General features: G+C 59.3%; 21 protein-coding genes. 2 read left to right on the top strand and 19 right to left on the bottom strand.

Translation table 11 applies throughout. The features are described from left to right. The 9 genes from ACSBQV_RS22350 to fkpA form a co-directional block, all read right to left on the bottom strand. Positions 1–232 (bottom strand): GTP-binding protein (locus ACSBQV_RS22350; RefSeq protein WP_032439543.1); only part of this gene is annotated, 232 nt, incomplete at its 3' end. 70 nt (positions 233–302) lie between these two features. After that, positions 303–2,417, bottom strand: coding sequence for an elongation factor G (fusA, locus tag ACSBQV_RS22345; protein ID WP_033645245.1), 2,115 nt, complete (start codon positions 2,415–2,417; stop codon positions 303–305). Between the two features lie 93 nt (positions 2,418–2,510). Then, positions 2,511–2,981: a 30S ribosomal protein S7 gene (rpsG, locus tag ACSBQV_RS22340; protein ID WP_004956203.1), complete on the bottom strand. Its 471-nt coding sequence runs from the start codon at positions 2,979–2,981 to the stop codon at positions 2,511–2,513. A 96-nt stretch (positions 2,982–3,077) separates the two neighbouring features. Then, on the bottom strand, positions 3,078–3,452 hold the full coding sequence (rpsL, locus tag ACSBQV_RS22335) for a 30S ribosomal protein S12 (protein WP_004930426.1): 375 nt from the start codon (positions 3,450–3,452) through the stop codon (positions 3,078–3,080). 143 nt (positions 3,453–3,595) lie between these two features. Beyond that, positions 3,596–3,883 (bottom strand): sulfurtransferase complex subunit TusB, encoded by a 288-nt coding sequence (gene tusB / locus ACSBQV_RS22330; protein ID WP_033645246.1) that lies wholly within the window; start codon positions 3,881–3,883, stop codon positions 3,596–3,598. 9 nt (positions 3,884–3,892) lie between these two features. After that, positions 3,893–4,252, bottom strand: a complete 360-nt coding sequence (tusC, locus tag ACSBQV_RS22325; RefSeq protein ID WP_033645384.1) for a sulfurtransferase complex subunit TusC — start codon at positions 4,250–4,252, stop codon at positions 3,893–3,895. 7 nt (positions 4,253–4,259) lie between these two features. Further along, positions 4,260–4,649, bottom strand: a complete 390-nt coding sequence (gene tusD, locus ACSBQV_RS22320; RefSeq protein WP_033645247.1) for a sulfurtransferase complex subunit TusD — start codon at positions 4,647–4,649, stop codon at positions 4,260–4,262. Then, complete coding sequence (locus tag ACSBQV_RS22315; RefSeq protein WP_033645248.1) at positions 4,649–5,371, bottom strand: helix-turn-helix transcriptional regulator; 723 nt, start codon at positions 5,369–5,371, stop codon at positions 4,649–4,651. Before ACSBQV_RS22315 ends, tusD begins: the two co-directional genes overlap by 1 nt. Positions 5,372–5,744: 373 nt before the next feature. Further along, on the bottom strand, positions 5,745–6,569 hold the full coding sequence (fkpA, locus tag ACSBQV_RS22310) for an FKBP-type peptidyl-prolyl cis-trans isomerase (protein ID WP_033645249.1): 825 nt from the start codon (positions 6,567–6,569) through the stop codon (positions 5,745–5,747). Positions 6,570–6,925: 356 nt separating this feature from the next. Between fkpA and ACSBQV_RS22305 the strand changes: the two genes are divergently transcribed. Continuing rightward, the gene (locus tag ACSBQV_RS22305; RefSeq protein ID WP_033645250.1) at positions 6,926–7,153 is read left to right on the top strand and encodes a SlyX family protein; all 228 of its coding nucleotides are present in this window, start codon (positions 6,926–6,928) and stop codon (positions 7,151–7,153) included. 63 nt (positions 7,154–7,216) lie between these two features. On the opposite strand, the gene slyD is transcribed toward ACSBQV_RS22305, so the two are convergent. The 4 genes from slyD to kefG all read right to left on the bottom strand — a co-directional run bounded on the left by slyD (position 7,217) and on the right by kefG (position 10,497). Continuing rightward, positions 7,217–7,804: a peptidylprolyl isomerase gene (gene slyD / locus ACSBQV_RS22300; RefSeq protein ID WP_004930407.1), complete on the bottom strand. Its 588-nt coding sequence runs from the start codon at positions 7,802–7,804 to the stop codon at positions 7,217–7,219. Positions 7,805–7,916: 112 nt separating this feature from the next. After that, entirely contained in the window at positions 7,917–8,120 is a 204-nt protein-coding gene (locus ACSBQV_RS22295; RefSeq protein WP_015379274.1) for a YheV family putative zinc ribbon protein, read from the bottom strand. A gap of 14 nt (positions 8,121–8,134) precedes the next feature. Next, positions 8,135–9,943, bottom strand: coding sequence for a glutathione-regulated potassium-efflux system protein KefB (kefB, locus tag ACSBQV_RS22290; protein WP_033651722.1), 1,809 nt, complete (start codon positions 9,941–9,943; stop codon positions 8,135–8,137). A 2-nt stretch (positions 9,944–9,945) separates the two neighbouring features. Continuing rightward, entirely contained in the window at positions 9,946–10,497 is a 552-nt protein-coding gene (gene kefG / locus ACSBQV_RS22285; RefSeq protein WP_028127618.1) for a glutathione-regulated potassium-efflux system ancillary protein KefG, read from the bottom strand. A 129-nt stretch (positions 10,498–10,626) separates the two neighbouring features. Between kefG and ACSBQV_RS22280 the strand changes: the two genes are divergently transcribed. Beyond that, on the top strand, positions 10,627–12,540 hold the full coding sequence (locus tag ACSBQV_RS22280; RefSeq protein ID WP_033645252.1) for an ABC transporter ATP-binding protein: 1,914 nt from the start codon (positions 10,627–10,629) through the stop codon (positions 12,538–12,540). Between the two features lie 6 nt (positions 12,541–12,546). Here the strand turns inward: ACSBQV_RS22280 and tauD are convergent, their stop codons facing one another. From tauD to ACSBQV_RS22250, 6 genes are all read right to left on the bottom strand, one after another. Next, positions 12,547–13,395: a taurine dioxygenase gene (gene tauD / locus ACSBQV_RS22275; protein WP_099785009.1), complete on the bottom strand. Its 849-nt coding sequence runs from the start codon at positions 13,393–13,395 to the stop codon at positions 12,547–12,549. Continuing rightward, positions 13,392–14,228, bottom strand: coding sequence for a taurine ABC transporter permease TauC (gene tauC / locus ACSBQV_RS22270; protein ID WP_099785007.1), 837 nt, complete (start codon positions 14,226–14,228; stop codon positions 13,392–13,394). The genes tauD and tauC overlap by 4 nt, the downstream gene beginning before the upstream one ends. After that, complete coding sequence (gene tauB / locus ACSBQV_RS22265) at positions 14,225–14,992, bottom strand: taurine ABC transporter ATP-binding subunit (RefSeq protein ID WP_033645255.1); 768 nt, start codon at positions 14,990–14,992, stop codon at positions 14,225–14,227. The genes tauC and tauB overlap by 4 nt, the downstream gene beginning before the upstream one ends. Positions 14,993–15,001: 9 nt before the next feature. Beyond that, positions 15,002–15,997, bottom strand: coding sequence for a taurine ABC transporter substrate-binding protein (gene tauA / locus ACSBQV_RS22260; protein ID WP_099785005.1), 996 nt, complete (start codon positions 15,995–15,997; stop codon positions 15,002–15,004). Positions 15,998–16,111: 114 nt separating this feature from the next. Further along, the gene (locus ACSBQV_RS22255) at positions 16,112–16,894 is read right to left on the bottom strand and encodes a PhzF family phenazine biosynthesis protein (protein ID WP_099817856.1); all 783 of its coding nucleotides are present in this window, start codon (positions 16,892–16,894) and stop codon (positions 16,112–16,114) included. 11 nt (positions 16,895–16,905) lie between these two features. Then, positions 16,906–17,508, bottom strand: coding sequence for a LysE family translocator (locus tag ACSBQV_RS22250; protein ID WP_033645257.1), 603 nt, complete (start codon positions 17,506–17,508; stop codon positions 16,906–16,908). Between the last annotated feature and the right edge of the window lie 13 nt (positions 17,509–17,521).

The following is a 17,521-nucleotide window of genomic DNA, read 5'->3' as shown; positions in this document are numbered from 1 at the left end:
CGTAGTGACGAGTCGGGGTGTCATACTCAACGTGAGAGGTGTTGATGGTGATACCACGAGCTTTTTCTTCTGGCGCGTTATCGATCTGGTCGAAAGCACGTGCAGAACCGCCGTAGGTTTTAGCCAGAACGGTGGTGATCGCTGCAGTCAGGGTAGTTTTACCGTGGTCAACGTGGCCGATAGTACCAACGTTAACGTGCGGTTTTGTACGTTCAAATTTTTCTTTAGACACGGCTATATTCCTTACTATAGCGCTCTCCCCTTCTGGAGAGAGCACGGGACTTTGGTTTTAACCCTGCGGCTTATTTGCCACGGGCTTCGATTACGGCCTGAGCGACGTTGTTCGGTGCATCATCATACTTCAGGAATTCCATGGTGTATGATGCGCGACCTTTAGTCAGAGAACGCAGCTGAGTTGCGTAGCCGAACATTTCGGACAACGGTACTTCAGCGTGGATCTTAACGCCAGTCACTTCAGATTCCTGACCGCGCAGCATGCCGCGACGACGGCTCAAGTCACCGATAACGTCACCGGTGTTCTCTTCTGGAGTCTCAACTTCAACCTTCATGATAGGCTCAAGCAGAACTGGTTTCGCTTTCTTAAAGCCTTCTTTAAAGGCGATAGATGCGGCCAGTTTAAACGCCAGTTCAGAGGAGTCAACGTCGTGGTAAGAACCGAAGTGCAGACGAATACCCATATCTACTACCGGGTAACCAGCCAACGGACCAGACTTCAGCTGCTCCTGGATGCCTTTATCAACGGCAGGGATGTATTCGCCAGGAATTACGCCGCCTTTGATGTCGTTGATGAACTCGTAACCTTTCGGGTTAGAGCCCGGCTCCAGTGGGTACATGTCGATCACAACGTGACCGTACTGACCGCGACCACCAGACTGCTTGGCGTGCTTACCTTCAACATCGGTAATCTTCGCGCGAATCGCTTCGCGGTAAGCTACCTGAGGCTTGCCCACGTTAGCTTCAACGTTGAATTCACGCTTCATGCGGTCAACGATGATGTCGAGGTGCAGTTCACCCATACCGGCGATGATGGTCTGGTTAGACTCTTCGTCAGTCCATACGCGGAATGACGGGTCTTCTTTAGCCAGACGGCCCAGAGCCAGACCCATTTTCTCTTGGTCAGCTTTGGTTTTTGGTTCAACGGCGATAGAGATTACCGGCTCAGGGAATTCCATACGCTCCAGGATGATTGGAGAATCTGGATCACACAGGGTGTCCCCGGTGGTCACGTCTTTCAGACCGATCGCAGCGGCGATGTCGCCTGCGCGAACTTCTTTGATCTCTTCACGCTTGTTGGCGTGCATCTGAACGATACGGCCGAAACGCTCGCGCGCAGCCTTAACGGAGTTCAGCACGGTGTCGCCGGAGTTAACAACGCCGGAGTACACGCGGAAGAAGGTCAGGTTACCTACGAACGGGTCGGTAGCGATTTTGAACGCCAGAGCAGAGAACGGCTCGTCATCACTTGCGTGACGCTCAGCCGGGGTGTCTTTACCGTCGTCCAGGATACCGTTGATCGCAGGAACGTCAGTTGGCGCCGGCAGGTATTCGATTACCGCATCCAGCATCGCCTGTACGCCCTTGTTCTTGAACGCAGAACCACAGGTAACCAGGATAATTTCGTTGTTCAGCACGCGCTGACGCAGAGCGGATTTGATTTCTGCCTCGGTCAGCTCTTCGCCGCCCAGGTATTTTTCCATCAGCTCTTCGGAAGCTTCCGCAGCGGATTCGATCAGGTTCTGGCGCCATTCTTCAGCCAGTTCCATCATGTCAGCCGGGACGTCTTCGTATTCGAAGGTAACGCCTGCGTCTTCTTCGTTCCAGTTGATCGCCTTCATCTTCACCAGGTCGATAACGCCGGTGAATTTGTCTTCTGCGCCGATAGCCAGCTGCAGAGGAACAGGGTTAGCGCCCAGACGAGTTTTGATCTGGCCAACAACTTTCAGGAAGTTAGCGCCCATACGGTCCATTTTGTTAACGAACGCGATACGTGGCACTTTGTATTTGTTAGCCTGACGCCATACGGTTTCAGACTGTGGCTGAACACCACCAACAGCACAGTAAACCATTACCGCGCCATCCAGCACACGCATGGAACGTTCTACTTCGATGGTGAAGTCAACGTGCCCTGGGGTGTCGATGATGTTTACGCGGTGCGGTTCGAACTGCTTGGCCATACCAGACCAGAAGGCAGTCGTCGCTGCAGAAGTGATGGTAATACCACGCTCCTGCTCCTGTTCCATCCAGTCCATGGTGGCAGCGCCGTCATGAACTTCACCGATTTTGTGGTTTACACCGGTGTAGAACAGAATACGTTCGGTAGTGGTGGTTTTACCGGCGTCGATGTGAGCACTGATACCGATGTTACGGTAGCGTGCAATGGGTGTTGTACGAGCCATTTGATTCCTCTATTCCTAGGGCGTTCAAGTTCAGTTAACCCAAGCGGGCCGATTTGACGCGCCCGCTTGGTTAGCATGACTACAGCCAGATGATTACCAGCGGTAGTGGGCGAACGCCTTGTTGGCTTCGGCCATACGGTGAACGTCTTCACGCTTCTTAACAGCAGAACCTTTGTTCTCTGCTGCGTCAGACAGCTCGTTCGCCAGGCGCAGAGCCATGGATTTATCACCGCGTTTACGTGCAGCATCAACGATCCAACGCATTGCCAGAGCATTACGACGAACCGGGCGGACTTCAACTGGTACCTGATAAGTAGAACCGCCAACGCGACGCGACTTAACTTCTACAGTCGGGCGAACGTTGTCGAGAGCGACTTCGAAAGCTTCCAGGTGATCTTTACCAGAACGCTGAGCCAGGGTCTCCAGCGCGGTATAGACGATTGCTTCTGCAGTAGATTTTTTACCGTCTACCATCAGGATATTTACAAATTTGGCCAGCAGCTCAGATCCGAACTTAGGATCTGGCAGGATTTTACGTTGGCCGATTACGCGACGACGTGGCATGGAAATACTCCGTTGTTAATTCAGGATTGTCCAAAACTCTACGAGTTTATTTTGACATTAAAGTTAAAACGTTTGGCCTTACTTAACGGAGAACCATTAAGCCTTTGGCTTCTTCACGCCGTACTTGGAACGAGCTTGCTTACGGTCTTTAACACCGGAGCAGTCAAGTGCACCACGGACGGTGTGGTAACGCACACCTGGCAGGTCTTTTACACGACCGCCACGGATCAGGATTACGGAGTGTTCCTGCAGGTTGTGGCCTTCGCCACCGATGTAGGAAGTCACTTCGAAACCGTTGGTCAAACGCACACGGCAAACTTTACGCAGTGCGGAGTTTGGTTTTTTCGGGGTAGTGGTATATACGCGGGTGCATACGCCACGTTTCTGCGGGCAGGCTTCCAGCGCTGGAACGTTGCTTTTAGCAGCCTTCACAGAGCGTGGTTTGCGAACCAGCTGGTTAATTGTTGCCATTAAAAAAGCTCCTGGTTTTTGCTTCGTACTAGCTTCGTAAACATGTGATAAATCCCCTCGTATGCACTACTGGCAAAGTACGAGGACGCAGAATTTTAGGGCTGACCAGTATGGGTGTCAAGAAATATACAACATCACCGTCATCACCAGGCCATTTGGCTGCGGTGTTGTTCGGTTAATTCAACGAAGTGATTATAGCCGACGACAGTGATTTTGTGCGAAAAATGACCAATCAACCCCCTGGCTTCCAGGTCGTCCTGCAGCGCATAAAGGGATATGGGGGCGGCGAGCAGCGATTCAAGATGGGCGCTACCAACAAGGCCTGCGAGCACGCCATCCTGCAGCAGCAGCAGCGCGTCGCCCTCCGCGGTCAGGCGCAACAGCGCGGGCAGGTCACATTGGTTTGGCGAATGGCTCAGGGTATACAACATCAGAAGATCCTAAAACGTCATTACGGCGTCGTAGCCGGCCAATTCACGGCGCAGTTCGTCCGGCGCCAGCACCTCGGCATCCAGCACCCAATCGGTCACCTGACTCAGCCCGCGTTCCTGCAGCGAAGCCTGGCACAGATAACACCGCTCCACGTCATACAGCGGCAGTACGCCGAAAGTGGCGATATAATTGCGCGCCAAAATCTTTTCCGGTTGCTGGCCCGGCAACAGCTGCAACACGCCATCACCGATAAAAAACACCCCCAAATCCTCACTGAGCGCCGACGTGGCGAGCAGCGCATCCAGCCCTTCCCTGCCGCCGGCGCCGCCATGCGGCCCGTGGGTGAAAACAAAAGCGACTCGTTTCATCATTTCCTCAGAACTGCACCAGACGGTCGCAACTCAGCGACGCTTCGGCCAGGGAACCCAGCCCGCTCAGGGTAAAACCGGGCTGCAGGTTGGCACCGGCCAACCCCTGCTGCTGCGCCTCCTGCTCGTCGGTGACGCCCCGACGCAGCGCGGCGGCCACGCAGACGTTGAGCGCCACGCCGTGTTGCTGCGCGAGCTGCGTCCAGCCGCGCACCAGATCGAACTCGTCGCTGGCGGGCGCGGTTAACCGGTTGGCGTTCAACACCCCTTCACGGTAGAAAAAGACGCTGGAAAGACGGTGCCCTTTCGCCAGCAAAGCCTGAGCGAATTGATAGGCGCTGCTGGCCTGCTGCGTGCCATAAGCCGGGCCGGTAACCAACAGACAATAGTCGAGCATCAGCGGTCGCTTCCCACCAGATCGCCGCTTTTAAACTGGCGAATGTACAGATAGACGGTGTGTTTGGAGATATTCAGACGATCCGCCACCTGGTTGATCGCATCCTTGATGTCGAAGATGCCTTTCTCATAGAGATTGAGCACCACCTGTCGATTCTTGGCGTTATTGGACACCGAGCGGTCGGCGTTCACCTCTTCGATGGTGAACTCCAGCGTCTGCGCCACCAGATCGTCGACGGAAGAGGCGAAGTTCACCGACGACGGCACGTCCTGCGCTGTCGGCGGCATAAAGGTTTGCATGATTTGCGAGAACGGCACGTCGAGGTTCATGTTGATGCACAACAAACCAATCACCCGCTGCTCGCGATTGCGAATGGCGATAGTCACCGATTTCATCAATACGCCGCTCTTGGCGCGGGTAAAGTAGGCTTTCGACACGCTGCTGTCGTCGCCGGCCATGTCGTGCAGCATGCGCAGCGCCAAGTCGGTAATCGGCGAGCCGATTTTGCGCCCCGTGTGTTCCCCGTTGGCGATGCGCACCGCCGAGCTGTTCAGGTCTTCCAGCGCGTGCAATACGATTTCGCAGTGGCCGCCGATCAACATCGCCAGCCCGTCGACCACCGCTTCATAGGATTTCAGGATTTCATGATCCGTTTGAGTAAACGGACGTTCATTCAGCAAATCAAGTTCGCTGGCTTCGCTGGATAAAAGCGAATTCGACATCGAAGATACCACCCTCATAGATCGCCTGTGCCAGGGGGCGCAGCTAAAACCGCTCGGGCCGGATCGCTGCCACCGTCGGCGCGCTGCAGCGCGGCTGGCTGAGAGCGGCATAAAACGGCGCGATGACATCCGCGGGCGAGGCGGCCGGGAACAATTTTAGGTACACGCCCTAAGGGGCAGACGCATGACTGATAAGTCAGAATTATTAGTCTAGCAAAGCGGCCGGAGCAAAGTCCTTGCGTTTGCGCGTGGTATTGACGTTAAGCCCGATGCCCGGCAGGCGTCAAGCGTTCAATGGAGAGAGCGGTAGCGGCTGCCGAAATGAAAACCGCCGCGGAGGGCATCCGCGGCGGTGGCAAACAGAGCGACGAGATTATTTCGCTTTGGCGTCGGCTTTGGCGTCGGCCGGTTTTTCGGCTTTAGCGTCAGCTTTCGGCGCCGCTTTCACATCCAGCAGCTCGACGTCGAAGACCAGCGTGGAGTTAGCCGGGATGCCCGGAACGCCGGTTTTACCGTAGGCCAGCGCCGGTGGGATCACCAGCTTGATTTTGCCGCCTTTCTTGATGTGCTTCAGGCCTTCGGTCCAGCCAGGGATCACGCCATCCAGACGGAATGACAGCGGCTCACCGCGGGTGTAGGAGTTATCGAACTCGGTACCGTCGGTCAGGGTGCCTTTGTAGTTCACCACCACGGTGTCGCTGTCTTTCGGCGCTTCACCCGCGCCCGGTTTCTCTACCTGATACAGCAGGCCGGATTCGGTTTTCTTCACGCCTTTTTCTTTAGCGAAGCTGTCGCGATACTTGGCGCCTTTGGTTTCGTTGTCCTTGGCGTCCTGCTCCATCTTCGCCTGTGCGGAAGCCTTCACGCGCGCTTCAAAGCCCTGCAGGGTCTTTTCGATGTCGGCGTCGTTCAGCTTGCTCTTGTTAGCGAAAGCGTCCTGAACGCCGGCGATCAGCTGATCTTTGTCCAGCTTGATGCCCAGCTTCTCTTGCTCTTTCAGAGAGTTGTCCATGTAACGGCCAAGAGAGGCGCCCAGTGCGTAAGCCGCTTGCTCGTCGTCGTTTTTGAACTTGCCGGTGCTTGGCGCTGCTGCCGCGTCTGCCGCCGGTTTAGCGGCATCGGCTGCCATGACCTGGGTCGCATTCAGAGCAAAAGCCATGGTGGTTGCCAGAAGCGTGACTTTAAACAAAGATTTCATCCATTTCTCCAGTGTCTGAAGCAATGCCCCAAACAATCATTAGGTAAGATAACCGGGCTACTATAGCTGCCTGAAACAAAACAAAACAGTCGCACAGGTAACCATTCGAGTCAAAGTGTGACTCCCGCTTTGCCAAGAAGTTTCCCGCTGCGTGCTACTCACATGATAAATCAGATTTTTCTTGCAGAATATTCGGCGAGGTTAGCAAAAAACGGCGAATCAGGCGTGCAGCTTTTCAGCACTTTACACTGCCGATCGCAACGTTGCGCGCCGCCCAAAGAAATAGCGCGGGCAAACCCGACGCCAGCTGTTACCATAGCGCCGAATCAGGATTTTATCGCGTCAGAGGTAGCCTCATGCACAACGCCGACATTCAAAGCCTGCTACAGCGGCTTGAAGAACTGGAAAGCCGTCAGGCTTTTCAAGAGCTCACTATCGAAGAGCTCAACCAGACCGTCACCCAGCATCAGATGGAAATGCTGAAGATGCGCGAGCACCTGCGCATGTTGACCGACAAACTGCGCTCGACCCAAACCTCGATGATCGCCTCGCAATCGGAAGAAACCCCTCCGCCGCACTATTGAGGGGCGCCGCGCATAAAAAAGGGCAGCCAATGGCTGCCCTCTCGTCTCGGGATTGCGTTCTGCTTAGTGGCAGCCGCAACCGCCGTTGCCGCAACCGCCTTTACCGTGGTCGTGACCATGGTCGTGATCGTGGCTGTGGCCGTGACCGCCGCAGCAGCCTTCACCGTGCTCGTGGTGATGATCGTGCTCGCCGTGTACGTGACCGTGCGCCAGTTCTTCTGCGGTCGCTTCGCGGATCGCGACAACTTCCACGTTGAAGTTCAGGTTTTGGCCGGCCAGCATGTGGTTGCCGTCAACCACAACGTGGTCGCCGTCAACTTCGGTGATTTCAACCGGTACCGGGCCCTGATCGGTGTCAGCCAGGAAACGCATGCCGACCTGCAGTTCGTCAACGCCCATAAAGACGTCTTTCGGTACGCGCTGCACCAGGTTTTCGTCGTAGTTGCCGTACGCGTCGTTCGCGCCGACGTGAACGTCAAAACGATCGCCAACGTCGTGGCCTTCGAGCGCTTTTTCCAGACCTGCGATCAGAGAACCATGCCCGTGCAGATAGTCCAGCGGTGCGCTCACCGGAGACTCATCAACCAAAACACCGTCTTCTGTACGTACTTGGTAAGCCAGGCTGACCACCAAGTCTTTTGCTACTTTCATGATATCTCCTACCGTTGGCTACTAGGACGCGCACCGTTATCGGGATGCGCGCCTTTTCCGGACAGATTGTAACGGAAATCTGCCTCGCTGTACCCTCCGGGATAAAAAAACGCTACTTCGGCTGAAAAATGCCGATCACCTGCTCTTGCGGTCGAACGTGTTTTTCCACCTGTTGTTCGGTCTGGCGCTGGTGATGGCCGCACTTGACGCACTCCACCACTTCCACCTGATCCTCCCGCCATACCGCCAGCGTATCCATGGCGCTACAGCTCGGGCACACCGCTCCGGCGATAAATCTCTTACGTGTTGCAGACATCGTTATGCTCCCGCTTATTCGTATTCATCCCAGCCGTCAAACTGGCGACTTTCTTTTTGCATTTCGCGATGGAAGAGCTCTTCCAGCTCGCGCCGCGCCTCTTTCACGCGAGAAATTTGCGCCACGTCGCCCTGATGCGGCGGCATCAGCTCACGCAGCATGCGCATATCCAGACGACGGAAATGCTGCTGGGCGCGAAAGGCCTGATGCGGGTGCATGCCCAATTCCATCAGCGCCTTGCGCCCCAGTTCCAGCGCGCTGGAGAAGGTCTCGCGGCTGAACTGTTTTACGCCCGCCTGCAGCAGCTCATGCGCCTCCACGCGGCCACGCGCGCGCGCCAGGATGCTCAGGTTCGGGAAGTGCTGCTGGCACAGCCGCACGATCGCCATGGTGTCTTCCGGCTCATTGCTGGTGATCACGATCGACTTGGCCTTCTCTGCGCCTGCCGCGCGCAGCAGCTCCAGCTCGGTGGCGTCGCCGTAATAGACCTTGTAACCGTAGCGACGCAGCACGCCGACGGCGCTGACGTCGCGTTCCAGTACGGTAATGCGCATTTTGTTGGCCATCAGCAGGCGGCCGATCACCTGGCCAAAACGCCCGAAGCCGACGATGATCACCTGCGGATCGTCATCTTCCACGTACGGCGTCTCCTCGTCTTCGTCTTTGGCGTTATAGCGGCGCGCCAAAATGCGATCGATGGCCTGCATCAACAGCGGCGTGGTCATCATCGACAGCGTCACCACCACCAACAGCAAAGAGAGTTGATCCGGCTGCAGCACCTTTTGGGCGCCCGCCGCCGAAAACAGCACGAAGGCGAACTCACCGCCCTGGCTGAGCACGCCGGCGAACTGCAGGCGTACCGAACTGCGCAGGCCGAACAGGCGCGATACGCCGTAGAGCACGCCGGATTTCACCGCCACCAACGCCAACACGCCGATCAACACCTCGGCCAGATGGGTGTAGAGCACGCCGATATTCAACACCATGCCCACCGAGATAAAGAACAGCCCCAGCAGCAGCCCTTTAAACGGCTCGATGGAGATCTCCAGTTCGTGGCGGTATTCGCTCTCCGCCAGCAGCACGCCGGCGATGAAGGTGCCGAGCGCCATCGACAGGCCGAGCGTCTCCATAAACAGCGCCGAGCCAAGCACCAGCAGCAGCGCCGCGGCGGTAAAGATCTCACGCACGCCGGAAGCGGCGATATAGCGGAACAGCGGCCGCAGCAGGAAGCGGCCGCCGATCAGCATGCCGCCGAACGCCGCCACCTTGAGCGCGATCTTCGCCCAGTCGTCGCTGGTGCCGCCGGCGCCGGCCAGAATGGGGATCAACGCCAGCGCCGGGATCACCGCCATATCCTGGAACAGCAGCACCGAGAAACCCAGCTGCCCGCCTTCGTTGCGGTTCATGCCCTTTTCGCGCATCAGCTGCAGCGCCATGGCGGTGGAAGACATCGCCAGGCCAACGCCGCCGATCACCGCCGCCTGCCAGGCGAAGTGCGTCAGGTACAGCAATGCGCCCAGCACCGCCGCGGTGATCAGCACCTGGCCGGCGCCGGCGCCGAAAATCGAGCGCCGCAGCTCCCACAGCTTGCTGGGGTTCAGCTCCAGGCCGATGATGAACATCAGGAACACCACGCCCAGCTCGGAGAAGTGCAGGATCTCGTCAACGTCGCGAATAAAACCCAATCCCCACGGGCCGATGGCGATGCCGGCGATCAGATAACCCAGCACCGCGCCGATCCCCAGGCGACGGGCGATCGGCACCGTCACCACCGCGGCGAACAGGAACAGTAAAATGGCGGTCAGTAAGGTCGATCCTTCCATGATCACCGCCCCCCGTGCGGCAGCGGGTGGCTCAGCCACTCCCCGTAGGCGTCTGCGTGGCTGCGCAGCACCTCCGGCTTTTGCCGCCGCGCCCAATAGACCACGAACGGCGTCAACCAGTGCATATGGCACATCCCGGCGGTCAACTCGAACGGCCGCAGGATATCTTCCATCGGATAATGGTTATAACCGCCGGTGCGGTAGGCGCCTTCCGGCTCGCCGGTGGTGATCACCGAACGCCAGTATTTGCCCGCCAACGCATTGCCGCCCACGCCGCTGGCGAAGCCGCGCGCCAGCACGCGATCCAGCCATTCCTTCAGCAGCGCCGGGCAGCTGTAGGTATACAGCGGGTGCTGAAACACGATGACCTGATGCTCACGCAGCAGCTGTTGTTCGTGATGAATATCGATAAAAAAATCAGGGTAGTGCGCGTAGAGATCGTGCACGGTGACATGTTCCAATTGCTGCGCCGGTCGAAGCAAAACCCGGTTCGCCACCGAGTCATGGGATTCCGGATGGGCATACAGCAGCAAGACCTTGGGCGGCTGCGACATCATTCCCCTCCAAAGCGTCGTCAGGGTAGCGGTTTTCCGTTACCATGCATCGCAAAGACAAAAACAGCGCGCGGTGCGCGTTCTGTTACCTTAATGATAATTTAACATACTCTGAACATACGGCGCTTTATGATTGTATTCTCCTCGCTACAAATCCGACGCGGCATCCGCGTCCTGCTGGACAACGCCACGGCGACGGTTAATCCTGGTCAGAAGGTCGGCCTGGTCGGCAAAAACGGCTGCGGCAAATCCACGCTGTTGTCGCTGCTGAAGGGCGAGATCGCGGCGGACGGCGGCAGCTTCACCTTCCCCGGCAACTGGGCGCTGGCCTGGGTCAACCAGGAGACGCCGGCGCTGGACGTGCCGGCGATCGAGTATGTTATCGACGGCGACCGCGAGTTTCGCCAGCTCGAAGCCGAACTGCAGGCCGCCAACGACCGCAACGACGGCCACGCCATCGCCACCCTGCACGGCAAGCTGGACGCCATCGACGCCTGGACCATTCGTTCCCGCGCCGCCAGCCTGCTGCACGGTCTCGGCTTCTCCAACGAACAGCTGCAAAGCCCGGTGCGCGACTTTTCCGGCGGCTGGCGCATGCGTCTTAACCTGGCGCAGGCGTTGGTGTGCCGTTCCGATCTGCTGTTGCTCGACGAACCGACCAACCACCTGGATCTCGATGCGGTGATCTGGCTGGAGCGCTGGCTGAAAAGCTATCCCGGCACGCTGGTGCTTATCTCGCACGACCGCGACTTCCTCGATCCGATCGTCGACAAGATCCTGCATATCGAACAGCAGACGATGAACGAGTACACCGGCAACTACTCGTCGTTCGAACGCCAACGCGCCACCAAACTGGCGCAGCAGCAGTCGCTGTATCAGCACCAGCAAGAAAAAGTGGCGCACCTGCAAAGCTATATCGACCGTTTCCGCGCGCAGGCGACCAAGGCCAAGCAGGCGCAGAGCCGCATCAAGATGCTGGAACGCATGGAGCTGATCGCCCCGGCGCACGTCGACAACCCGTTCACCTTCAGCTTCCGGCCACCGGAAAGCCTGCCGAACCCGCTGCTGCGCATGGAAAAAGTCAGCGCCGGGTACGGCGACAAGGTGATCCTGAAGTCCATCAAACTGAACCTGGTGCCCGGCTCACGCATTGGCCTGCTCGGCCGCAACGGCGCCGGTAAATCGACGCTGATCAAACTGCTGGCCGGCACCCTGGAGCCGCTGAGCGGCGAGATCGGCCTGGCGAAAGGCATCAAGCTGGGTTACTTCGCTCAGCACCAGCTGGAATTCCTGCGCGCCGACGAGTCGCCGCTGCAGCACCTGAGCCGCATCGCGCCACGGGTGTTGGAGCAGCAGCTGCGCGATTATCTGGGCGGTTTCGGCTTCCAGGGCGACAAGGTCAGTGAAATCACCGAACGCTTCTCCGGCGGCGAGAAGGCGCGGCTGGTGCTGGCGCTGATCGTCTGGCAGCGCCCGAACCTGCTGCTGCTCGATGAACCGACCAACCACCTGGATCTCGACATGCGCCAGGCGCTGACCGAGGCGCTGATCGATTTCGAAGGCGCATTGGTGGTGGTCTCGCACGACCGTCACCTGCTGCGCTCCACCACCGACGATCTGTACCTGGTGCACGATGGCCAGGTCGAGCCTTTCGAAGGCGATCTCGACGATTATCAGCAGTGGCTGATCGATCTGCAGCGCCAGGAAAGCCAGCAGGACGCGCCGGAAAAAGAGAGCGGCGCCAACAGCGCGCAGGCGCGCAAGGATCAAAAACGCCGCGAGGCGGAGTTCCGTACGCAAACCCAACCGCTGCGCAAGCAGATCGCCAAGCTGGAACAGCAGATGGAAAAACTGGGCGCCGAACTGGCGGCGGTGGAAGAGCAGTTGGCGGATTCTGCACTGTACGACATCAGCCGCAAGGCCGAACTGACCGACTGCCTGCAAAAGCAAAGCCAGGCCAAATCCGCGCTCGAAGAGACAGAAATGACCTGGCTGGATGCGCAGGAACAGCTGGAGCAGTTAACGCAGGCGTTCGACGCCTAACCGTTGTTACGCCTTGTAAAAGGGCTTGTCCCCCAGAATGGTCGCGCGGTGCATGATGCGCCGCTGCGGCAGATAATCCGCGTTGGCGTAGTGCTGCGTCACGCGGTTATCCCAGATCGCCACGTCATTCTCCTGCCAACGCCAGCGCACCTGAAACTCCGGTTTGGTGATGTGAGCAAACAGGAAATTCAGTAAAGCGTCGCTCTCCTTCGGCGCCAGATCGACGATCCGCGTGGTGAACCCTTCATTGACGAACAGCGCCTGCCGGCCGCTGACCGGATGGGTACGCACCACCGGATGCAACAGCGGCGGGTTTTTCTGCACCGCCAGTTGCCAGCGCTGATGCTCTTCTTCACTGCCGCGATGCTTGTGCTCCGGGAACGACTTGGTGAAGTCATGTTCCGCGCGCAGCCCCGCGAGCAGCGTTTTGAACGGCGCCGACAGCGCCTCATAGGCGGCGATGCCGCTGGCCCACAGCGTATCGCCGCCGGTGGCAGGCAGCGTCTTGGCCGCCAGGATCGCCCCCAGCGGCGGGTTCTCGATAAAGGTCACGTCGGTGTGCCAGTTGTCGTTATCCGGCGGGTTGTCGTCGTGGGTATCGAGCACGATGATCTCTTCCACGTCGGTGGCGTGCGGATAGACCGGGTGGATGTGCAGATCGCCGAAGCGGCCGGCCAGATCGCGCTGCTGCAGCGGCGTGATCGGCTGGTTGCGGAAGAACAGCACCTGATGCTTGAGCAGCGCATGATAAAGCTGTTCAAACTGGCCGTCGCCCAGCGGCCGGGCCAACTCGACGTTTTCCACCAGCGCCCCGATGTAAGGCCCCAGCGGGGTGATATTCAGACGTTCGTTCATTGCTGTACTCCATGCCACGGGGTCAATCGGCGCTGCAGGGCTCGCAGCCCCAGCTCCAACCCAAATGCAATCACCGCAATCACGCCGATGCCGGCCAGCACCACGTCGGTCGCCAGAAACTCACCGGCGGATTGCACCATAAATCCCAGGCCGCGCGTGGCGGCGATCAGTTCGGCGGCCACCAGCGTCGACCAGCCGACGCCCAGCCCGATGCGAATGCCGGTCAGGATCTCCGGCAGCGCGCTCGGCAGCACCACGAAACGCAGCGCCTGCCAACGCGTGGCGCCCAACGCGCGAGCGGCGCGTACCCGCACCTGCGCCACGCTGCGCACACCCGCCACGGCGGACAGCGTCACCGGCGCGAAAATCGCCAGATAAATCAGCAAGATCTTCGAGGTTTCGCCGATGCCGAACCAAATCACCATCAGCGGCAAATACGCCAACGGCGGCACCGGACGATAGATCTCAATCAGCGGATCGAGGATGCCGCGCACCGTGTCGTTCAGCCCCATGGCGATGCCCACCGGAACGCCGACGATCACCGCCGCCAGCAGCGCCACCAAAATGCGCCCCAGGCTGGCCGCCAGATGCTGCCACAGCGTGGCGTCCATAAAGCCTTGCGGGCTGGCGATGGTGATCAGCTGATGCAATACCTGCTGCGGCGCCGGTAGGAACAGCGGGCTGATCAGCTGCAGCGCCGTCACGCCCCACCAGACAATCAACACCGTCAACAGCGTGGCGCCGCTCAGCCAAACGTTGCGCGGCACGCTGAAACGGCGCGTCGCTTTGCCCTGCGGCTGCGCCGCGGCCTTTAACGTGGAATGCAGGCTCATAACAAGGCCTCGCGCTGTTGGAAAACTTTGCCCAGCACGTATTCGCGCTGCGCGATAAATTCAGGATCGGACTTAATTGAGCGGCAGGCTTCGCCGTCGGCATAGCGTTGGCCGAAGTTCAGCGACAGCCGCTCCACCACCTGCCCCGGCCCCGGCGACAGCAGCAACAGCTCGCTGGCGAGGAACACCGCCTCTTCGATATCGTGAGTGATCAGCAGCACCTGCTTGCCGGTATCGCGCCAGATGGTCAGCAGCAGCTCCTGCATCTGCTCGCGAGTGAACGCGTCCAGCGCGCCGAACGGTTCATCCAGCAACAGCAGACGCGGATCGGCGGCCAGGGCGCGGGCGATGCCGACGCGTTGGCGCATGCCGCCGGAAAGCTGCCAGATGAAATGCCGCTCGTAACCGGCCAGACCGACGCGCTGCAACATCTGCTCCGCCACCTGGCGGCGCTGCGCCTTGCCGACGCCGGCCAGCTGCAGGCCGAACTCGACGTTGTCCACCACGTTACGCCACGGCAGTAAACCCTCATGCTGGAACACCACGCCCCGTTCGGCGCTTGGGCCATGAACGGACGTTCCATCCAGCGTGATGCTGCCAGCTGAAGGCTCGATAAACCCGGCGATTAAATTCAGCAGCGTGGTTTTGCCGCAGCCCGACGGGCCGAGCACCACCACCAGTTGCCCGGCGGCGATCTGGAACGACACGTCACGCAGCGCGGGCCGCCCCTGATACTCTGCTGAAAGATGGCTGACGTTTAGCATCCTGCTTCCTTACGACTGCGGCGCAGCCTGCACCTGTTTCACAAAACGGTCGGTCACATAAGCGCTGTAATCGCTGTCGACCTGCGGGATCTTGCCCTGCTGCTTGAGGAATTCGGCGGTATCGCGGATCGCCTTGTCCACCGGCTGGCCGAGTTGGGCGACCTGATCCGCCACCGGCAGATAACGGTTCCCCTTCACCAGCTCCGGCACCTGCGCTTCCGGCACGCCGCTCAAGCGCGCCAAGGTGCTGAGATGGCTCGGATCTTTCAGCCACTGTTCCGGCGCCGCCAGGTAGGCCTTCTGCGCCTGCAGGGCGCTGGCGGCAAAGGCGGTCACCACGTCGGGATGTTTCTCGGCAAAGTCTTTGCGCACCACCCACACGTCCAGGGTTGGCGAACCCCATTCGCCCACCTGCGCGGAGTCGGTCAACACCTTGCCCTGTTTGGCCAGTTCGTTGACCACCGGCGCCCAGACGTAGGCGCCGTCGATGTCGCCGCGCTGCCAGGCGGCGGCGATGGCCGGCGGCTGCAGATTGAGGATCTTCACCTGTTCAGGCTTGATGCCCCAATGTTTGAGCGAGGCCAGCAGGCTGTAATGAGTCGTAGAAATAAACGGCACCGCGATGCGCTTGCCGATCAGATCCTGCGGGCTTTTGATGTCATTCTTCACCACCAGCGCTTCGGAACTGCCGAGCTGCGAGGCGATGAGGAACACTTCGATGGGGAGTTTTTGGCTGGCGGCCACCGCCAGCGGGCTGGAGCCGATATTGCCGATCTGCACGTCGCCGGAGGCCAGCGCACGCAGCACGCTGGAACCGCTGTCGAACTTACGCCAGTTGACCGTCGCGCCGGACTGTTTGGCGAAGCTGTTTTCCGCCTGCGCCACCTTGGCCGGTTCTGCAGACGTCTGGTACGCCACGGTCACGTCCACCGCATAGGCGCTGGCCGCGCTGAGCGACAACGCCAGCAGCGCCGCGTTACGTAAGGAAAAGAGTTTGCCCGCCATGTTCCGCTCCGTTGATAAAAATCTGTTCAGTTGCTGACAGTTTTATCTGAGCGATGACGGGCGATAAAAGAATAAAAAAGTCTTCTTTATTACCTTGAGTAATATAACCGCAGATTACAGCGCGATACTTCCGTGCAGGAACACATGAGCGTAGCCGCCGAGCAGCGTGCGGTCCCCTTGCAGTTCGCAGAACAGCTCGCCGCCGCGCGCCGAAATCTGCCGGGCGTGCAGCCGATGGCGGCCGAGACGCGCCGTCCAGTAAGGCATCAACGTACAATGCGCGGAACCGGTCACCGGATCCTCGCCGCCGTCGAGCGTGAAATAGCGCGAAACGAAGTCCACGGTGTCACCCGGCGCGGTGACGATCACCGCGCGGCCGGCCAATGCGATCAGCGCCGGGATGTCCGGGCGCAGCGCGCGCACCTGCGCCTCATTTTCCACCACCGCCAGCAGCGCTTTCGCCTGCCACACTTCCTGCGGCTGCACGCCCAGCAGCGCCGCGAGGCCCGCCGGTTCGGCGACTTTCTGCGGCGGCCTGGCGGGGAAATCAAGCACCAGCCGCTCCCCATCCCGCTCATCGCGCTTGACGAACAGCTCGCCGCCGGCCGATCTGAAGCGAATATCCTTCAGCGCCGGGTTAACCGCGCTGAACATCACATGCGCCGCCGCCAGCGTGCCATGGCCGCAAAGATCGACCTCACGCTCCGGGGTAAACCAGCGAATGGCGGTCATGTCGCCGTCATCCCAGACAAAGCTGGTCTCCGGCAGGCCGATCTCGTTGGCGATCGCCTGCAGCCGCTCCGTCGGCAGTGGCTGCGTCAGCAGGCAGACCCCGGCCGGGTTGCCGCGCAGCCCCTCACCGGTAAAGGCGACCACGTGATAATAGTTTTCCACCATCGTTCCGCTCCTTAATGCCAAATCAGTAATACACAGGCTGCAGTCAGCAGCCCCATGGAAACGTTGAAGATAATCCAGGCCTTTTTGCTGCGCAGCAGGCGGCCGATCACCGTGCCGAACGCCAGCCAGATAACGCCGGCGACGATGTTGACCGCCAAAATGCCCAGCGCGATCGCCGCAATGGAACCGTTGTACTTATCGCCCGCCAGACTGAAGCTCGCCACCGCGCCCAGCGCCATCAGCCAGGCTTTCGGGTTGAGGAACTGCAACAGCCAGCCCTGATACAGCCGCACCGGCTGCGGCGGCGCCACGTCGGTTTCCAGCTTTTCATAGGCGGCGGTGGCGACTTTCCACGCCAGCCACAGCAGGTACAAACTGCCGAGGATTTTCAGGATCAGGTGCAGCGACGGGTAAACCAGGATCAGGCTGCCGACGCCGAAGGCCACCAGCAGCAAAATGCTTTGCATGCCGAGCATGATGCCGATCATCAGCCACAGCGAACGCATAAAGCCGAAATGAGCGCCGGAGGTGGTCAGCAGCAGGTTATTGGGGCCAGGCGTGATGGCGGCGACCCACAGGAAGCCCAGCATCGAAAGGAATAAACTCGGTTCCATGGCACGGGTGCTC

This window comes from Serratia sp. B501 (genome assembly GCF_051172315.1).
In the GTDB taxonomy this organism is placed as follows: domain Bacteria; phylum Pseudomonadota; class Gammaproteobacteria; order Enterobacterales; family Enterobacteriaceae; genus Serratia; species Serratia ureilytica.
The sequence above is the reverse complement of the archived record's forward strand: the minus strand, read 5'-3'. Positions and strand labels throughout refer to the sequence as shown.